At 62.8% G+C, this 5805-nt stretch carries 9 protein-coding genes and 2 pseudogenes; 6 read left to right on the forward strand and 5 right to left on the reverse strand.

All coding sequences use genetic code 11. The features are described from left to right. Positions 1-86 (forward strand): annotated as a pseudogene (locus tag ACZ4FH_RS36830) (IS5/IS1182 family transposase); the annotation flags it as partial. A 33-nt stretch (positions 87-119) separates the two neighbouring features. On the opposite strand, the gene ACZ4FH_RS36835 reads toward ACZ4FH_RS36830, so the two are convergent. After that, positions 120-269, reverse strand: coding sequence for a hypothetical protein (locus ACZ4FH_RS36835; protein ID WP_467310500.1), 150 nt, complete (start codon positions 267-269; stop codon positions 120-122). Positions 270-351: 82 nt separating this feature from the next. On the opposite strand from ACZ4FH_RS36835, the gene ACZ4FH_RS36840 reads away from it, so the two are divergent. Beyond that, entirely contained in the window at positions 352-780 is a 429-nt protein-coding gene (locus ACZ4FH_RS36840) for a hypothetical protein (protein WP_467310502.1), read from the forward strand. Positions 781-1385: 605 nt separating this feature from the next. On the opposite strand, the gene ACZ4FH_RS36845 is transcribed toward ACZ4FH_RS36840, so the two are convergent. Together ACZ4FH_RS36845 and ACZ4FH_RS36850 are read right to left on the reverse strand one after the other, a co-directional pair. Then, on the reverse strand, positions 1386-1631 hold the full coding sequence (locus tag ACZ4FH_RS36845) for a DUF7848 domain-containing protein (protein WP_467310504.1): 246 nt from the start codon (positions 1629-1631) through the stop codon (positions 1386-1388). Beyond that, the gene (locus ACZ4FH_RS36850; RefSeq protein ID WP_467310506.1) at positions 1619-1861 is read right to left on the reverse strand and encodes a hypothetical protein; all 243 of its coding nucleotides are present in this window, start codon (positions 1859-1861) and stop codon (positions 1619-1621) included. Before ACZ4FH_RS36850 ends, ACZ4FH_RS36845 begins: the two co-directional genes overlap by 13 nt. Positions 1862-2147: 286 nt before the next feature. On the opposite strand from ACZ4FH_RS36850, the gene ACZ4FH_RS36855 reads away from it, so the two are divergent. From ACZ4FH_RS36855 to ACZ4FH_RS36870, 4 genes are all read left to right on the forward strand, one after another. Continuing rightward, a complete protein-coding gene (locus ACZ4FH_RS36855; RefSeq protein WP_467310508.1) occupies positions 2148-2867 on the forward strand; it encodes an XRE family transcriptional regulator in 720 nt (239 codons plus the stop codon). A gap of 2 nt (positions 2868-2869) precedes the next feature. Further along, positions 2870-3340 carry an NUDIX domain-containing protein gene (locus ACZ4FH_RS36860; protein WP_467310510.1) on the forward strand — a complete coding sequence of 157 codons (471 nt, stop codon included), beginning with the start codon at positions 2870-2872 and terminating at the stop codon, positions 3338-3340. Between the two features lie 1037 nt (positions 3341-4377). Further along, positions 4378-4761 (forward strand): hypothetical protein, encoded by a 384-nt coding sequence (locus tag ACZ4FH_RS36865; RefSeq protein WP_467310512.1) that lies wholly within the window; start codon positions 4378-4380, stop codon positions 4759-4761. Positions 4762-4763: 2 nt separating this feature from the next. Next, the gene (locus ACZ4FH_RS36870; RefSeq protein WP_467310514.1) at positions 4764-5108 is read left to right on the forward strand and encodes a hypothetical protein; all 345 of its coding nucleotides are present in this window, start codon (positions 4764-4766) and stop codon (positions 5106-5108) included. A gap of 243 nt (positions 5109-5351) precedes the next feature. Here ACZ4FH_RS36870 and ACZ4FH_RS36875 read toward each other — a convergent pair whose 3' ends face one another. Then, positions 5352-5714 (reverse strand): transposase family protein, encoded by a 363-nt coding sequence (locus ACZ4FH_RS36875; RefSeq protein WP_467310515.1) that lies wholly within the window; start codon positions 5712-5714, stop codon positions 5352-5354. A gap of 9 nt (positions 5715-5723) precedes the next feature. Then, positions 5724-5805 (reverse strand): annotated as a pseudogene (locus ACZ4FH_RS36880) (IS5/IS1182 family transposase); the annotation flags it as partial.

The following is a 5805-nucleotide window of genomic DNA, read 5'->3' on the forward strand; positions in this document are numbered from 1 at the left end:
GGCGCATCTTCCGCAGGTCCCGATGCAGCCCCAACCGCATGACGTCAATCGCCAAGGCCATCCTCACGCTGGAGCGGCAACGCTGAAGAAGCTCACTGATCACCCTCGGCATCATGTGATCAACCAGGACACGTCACCTGAACGACGCCGCCCTGGACGGTCAGGGTGTCCCCCTTGGCCTTGGTGATCTCGTAGCTGAGGGCGTACGAGCCCAGCGCGCCCTGGGCGCGCTGCTTTACCAACTCGTTGTCCGCAGCTGGGCACGCCACCGGATGTGAACCTTCTCTGCAGTCAGCTCCGTTCCCTTTCTGTGGAATCGGGATTTACCGACAACAGGAAGGAAGACCTGACATGGGAACTCTGAGGAACCGACTTGCGGCGCTGTCGTTGGCCGGGGCGTCGGCGGTGGCGATCACCTTGGCGTCCTCGGGGCCGGCGGCCGCGGACACGTGGTTCCCGGTGAACTCCGGGTCGAGCGCCTGCACCAGCCAGTACGCGCTGTGCATCTGGGATCAGGGGAACTACCGAGAGAGCGGGATCGGTGTTCCGTGGAGCGATGTGTGGAAGCTCAATGCCATCAGCACCCACTACGGCTTCATGGGCACCAACATCTCCTCCCTCATCAACAAGACGAGCACTCAGTTCTGCGGCGCCGAGTACCAGTATGGTGCGGGCAGCGCTTTCAAGATCCAGCCGTACGGCTGGTACAGCGGCCTCGGTTCGTCGTGGGACAACCGGATCTCCTCCATCCAAACGTGGCCGTGCGACTCCGGTGTCTGACCTGATGGGCCGGCGAGCGGGCTGCGTCACAGTTCCCCGCCTTAGCAGACGAGAAGGGCCGCCTGACAGCAGATTTCCGGGGGCGGAGTGCGGCAGTACCCCGTGAAGGGGTCCTTGCCGGGTAGGCGACGCCTTTGAGCAGGTGCAACTGCATCGTCTGATGTACAGGTTGCGCCGGGGAATTCCGGGGACAGAGAAACTCTGAGGGAGCCCGGGAGCGTAGGCCGGACTACCAATCGGAAGTCCCGGTCCGACGGCTCAGCAGCAGACTGGCCGGGCACCTGAGAGGTTGCCCGGCGGGCTTGCGCCGTCGCGGACGCCCGTGCTTGCCCCCTGGCTGGGGGGCGTGACGATGGAGATTACTGGGCTGATGCCGGTGCGGGGTTGAGCGAGACACACGTGGCGGGTGATCGGCCGGCACGCCCGCCGTCGTGGCTGACTTTCTGTGGCAGAGGCCAGAATCTCATGACCATGGGCCCGGCACGCAGGTGAGGGCCTGTCCTTGCCGGGGCTGACGAGTGCGGGGGAGCCTCGATCTGCCGTTTCCGGCAGGGACGGGAGCCGGGCGGGTCGGCGCGGTGCGGCGCCTGGACGAGGAGAGTGGTTCACGTCTGGCGCCAGGTCCGCCAGGGGCAGGTGATGATCTCCCGATAGGTGTGGTGGGACGGGTTCTGGCCGCAGTGCCGCAGAACCCAGTCCTGCGGTTCGGTGAAGTCCTCGCTCGTCGGCGAGGTCTCTCCGTCCACGGCGCATTGCATCGCGTACAGCACCGGCTCCGCGTCTGGCTCGCGGTCGGGCTGGAGCGTCCAGGTCTCGTAGCGCAGGACCGAGCGAGGGGTCACCGTCCCCACCTCCGGTTGGCCACGGCCACCTTCGCGCTCAACTCCTCGGCCGGAGTCGGGGCACGTACGTACTCGGGCGGCACGTCCCAATCCCGGCCGCCGTGCAGTGGCCGAAGCTGCACGTACGGCCCTATGCGCCCCATCACCACGCCCACCTTCCCGCTTCGCCCGTCGACCACCAGGGCGCCGGCATTGGGCGAGACGGTGTGCCCGTCGACATCAGGGGTGGGGGCCGTCATCGTGACCACCCCGGCGAGTCGGCGTGCGACCGGGCGTCCAGTCGCAGGGCGGGAACACATGGGGTGGCGCTCATTCGCACGGTGACGCTCCTCGGCGGCATGGATGCGTGCCCCTGGGCCTGCCTGTTGGTGCCGCAGGGTTGACACCGATTCTCACGCCGGCCACTGGGACGAAGGAACCTCCACCGAACCCCACTTCAGGACGTCCTGCACCATGTAGAACGTCCCTGGTGCCGTCCCGAGACGAAGAGGGAGACTCGTGCCGAACGAGAGACTACGAGCCGTCATGGCAGCCGGAGGTTGGACGTACGCGACCCTTTCCCAGGAGGTCGAGGTCGACCCCAAGTCGGTCGAGCGCTGGGTGAACCTCGGGCGTGTCCCACGCCGTGCCACCGCCCTCCAGGCGGCCAAAGCCCTGGGAGAAGACGTGCACGCACTCTGGCCGGCACTCCGCCAGGCCCGCCCCGCCCGCGCCATCAGCCCCGAACTGGTCGCGCTCTACGAGCAGCGGGCCGACCTCCCCGTTTCGACGTTCACCGACCTGATGGCCCAGGCCCGGGAACGGATCGACATCCTCGTCTACGCGGCCGTCTTCCTCCACGAGGCGTACCCGCGGCTGAACGAACTCCTCACCGAACGTGCCGCCGAAGGCTGCACCGTCCGCATCGCGATCGGGGACGCCGGCAGCGACAACGTGCAAGCCCGTGGCCAGGAGGAGAGGTTCGGCCACGGCATCGAATCGCGCTGCCGCCTCGCCCTCATGCACTACAGACCGCTTGCCGCCACCCCCGGCATCGAAGTCCGCACTCACGGGACCACGCTCTACAACTCCCTCTACCGCGCCGATGACCAGCAACTCATCAACGCCCACGTCTGGGGCGTCAACGCCTACGCCGCCCCCGCATGGCACCTTCGTCGACACGAGACAGGCGGCATGTTCGACACCTACGCCGAAAGCTTCGACGCGGTGTGGTCGACGGCATCCCCCGTACGAGAGGAAGGCTGACCGTGGCCCGCACCGAGTACTACGACGACCCGGACGCACCCGAGCCGAACAGCATGGTCGTCGCCGCCTCCGCCGTCGTCACCGACGACCACGGGCGCATCCTCCTCCAGCGCCGCCGCGACAACGACCTATGGGCCCTGCCCGGCGGCGGTATGGACCTCACCGACTCCCTGCCAGGTACGGCCGTTCGCGAGGTCAAGGAAGAGACTGGCCTGGACGTTGAGATCACCGGTCTGGTCGGCACCTACACCGACCCGAAACACGTCATCGCCTACACCGACGGCGAGGTCCGCCGCCAGTTCAACGTCTGCTTCACCGCCCGCATCACCGGCGGCCGACTGGAGATCTCCGACGAGTCCACCGAACTCCGCTTCGTGCCGCCGGACGAGATCGAGCAGTTGCCGATGCACCACACCCAACGACTCAGGCTCCAGCACTTCCTGGAACAGCACGAGAAGCCGTACCTGGGCTGAACCGCCTGACGGCAGTAGCGACGGCAACAACCCCGCACAACCACGGACATCCACGCACGTCAGCGGACCAGCAAACCGTACTTGACCTGCGAAAAACCAGGTCGAAGGCTTCGCCTAGCACACGTACTATGTGCTCGCGGGCAAGACGCCGATCTTGGTGCACAACGCCTGTGGTCCTAACGCTACGTTCCATCGGGACCCCGCAAATCAACATGCATCAATTACTGTGAGGTCTGGGGATCGGACAGTGACGACTGATGCTTTTCCTGACTACGTGGAACTGCCTGGGGTGGCATCGAGAGTCTCAACCTTCCCCGTATCGTCAAAGCTCCTGGAGGAGGAGCATTCACACACGATTCCACGCTTCCGAATCCCGAGGGAGCTATGGCACACATCGACGAGTTGTTTGCAAGGCCAAGTTACATGTTCGGCGAATGGAATAAGGCGAGTAATAGCTGCATTACACACTGCGCCGATATTCTTAGAGCGGGCGGCCTCGATGATTCCTCCCGGGTGGGTCGGGAACGTCTTTGCTCCGCAGTTATATCCCGCCCTGGTTGTATGGAAAGTAAGGGGGTCGACTGAGCATGGACGCGTATGTGAATCCATATCAGGTGTTTATCGATGTTCTAGCCCATCGCCATGCGGGTGCTCATCGGCGAGCTCTGACCGGAGACTTTGTCGCTGCATATGCGGAAGTAAACCACCTTCTTGCGCGCACCAAAGGAAAACTGGCAGATGCGGTGTGGTCGGACTGCGCTGCCGAACTTGAGCGATGCATGAGTCTCTATGAATCAGCGTGGCGATGCTTCTCCGTAAAGGTTAGTGACGGTGTTTCGGTTGATGATGTGGGTGCCGCCTCGTCTCCGTCGCTAGGGCCGGAAACGACGCAGGCATTTCAAGCAGCTGTAGACGGGCTCGGGGCGGCGCTCGACGTCATAAGGAGAGAATCTCGCTTAGTCGGGTGTGTGAGCTGGGCTCGCTAACCTCGATGTTTCGTACGCCCAGCAGAATCTGGAGGTTGGCCATGTAGATGGTTGGTCATCACCGGCAACCGCCACTACCGGAAACACGTACGCACCTACAGCCTCACCGTCGCAGAGCTCCACACGTACCATGTGCTGGCGGGCGAGACACCGGTTCTAGTTCACAATGCAGGCTGCGATGAATGGGCTGCTAAGAATTTCGCTAGGAATGGCGGCAAAATCTTTACATTCCACGGTCCGGGTGGGAAGAATCTCCCCATGGGGCCGTATCGGCCTAAGGGGCCTGGCACTCCAGAACTCGACGAGAGTTGGTTTCATCACACCGTGGTGGTCAGGGATGGAAAAGTATACGATCAATGGGTGCCGAGGGGGATTAGTGTTGACGAATTCAAGAAACGCTTCCACTATGGAGATGAGATCGATTTTGGATTCTAGCTGTGAGTGATCCGTTGCGTGAATTCCTGCCCGAGTTGAAAAAGCATCACGGCATCTATGTCATGCGGCGAACCTATGAAGGAACTTGCGCGTTCCTTTCGGGGTATGAGTTGGGTTCGGGTCACTACTGCCTGAAGGAATTCCATAGCTGGCTATTGCCTCGACGGAAGGGGCGGCCAGAGCTTTTCTGGCCTCTTCTCGTGCTCTGTGAGATTTATCGCGATGGCTCACTGCCGGACATCAGGTACTTCACTCCTGAGCAGGACGAACAAATGGTGGCGGTCCTCTTTGATCTACTAGATGAGTTCTTCAACTCGGTGGATGGTCCGGAAATGGCCGAAAGCTGACGTTCTGTAGAATCGGAACTGTGGAGAATGTTCTGGAGTCGAATGATCGAATTTGCTGCCCCGCTGAATTCTTTTCGGCGGGGCAGTGTCGTTGGGCCTCGCTGTGAACGACCTGCACACGTGCTATGTCGTGGCGGGCGAGTCTGCCAGTGCTCGTTCACAATTTGAATTTCGGTGAGCATAGCGTTCCGGGGCTCCCGCAGAATAAGTCGAAAATTGCCAATGAGGTTTTCTCAGCGGTGATCATTTCCAGGTCCCGTTGAGGACAAGCGCGGCGCGGGCTATGTCGCCGATGCGGCAGGGGCTGAGCGTGATCCTCTTCAACGCCCGCCGGCGTTCTTTGAGTTCGGCGGCGGTGCGCTCGCCGAGTGCGCGTACGCCTCGTAGGAGGCTGTTGTAGGTCCGGTTGTCGGGGTGAAGATGCAGGTGAGAGGTGCGGTGTGGCTTCTTGATCGGATGGTGGACACCGATGCCGGCGCCCTGGTAGCCGGAGTCCGCCAAGGTCGGCAATCCGTTTGCCGCGGCCCTGTACAGCGCGCCCAGGCAGTGCGCGCGGGCGGCGACGATATCGGGAGTGGAACCGGGCTCGGCGTCGGAGACCCACAGTGAGCGTTTTCAGCGTTGCCTCTCCAGGGTGAGGATGGCTCTGGCGATGACGGTCATGCGGTTGGGGCTGATGCGGGATCTGCGGAAGATC

It is taken from the genome of Streptomyces sp. NPDC024555, assembly GCF_055559335.1.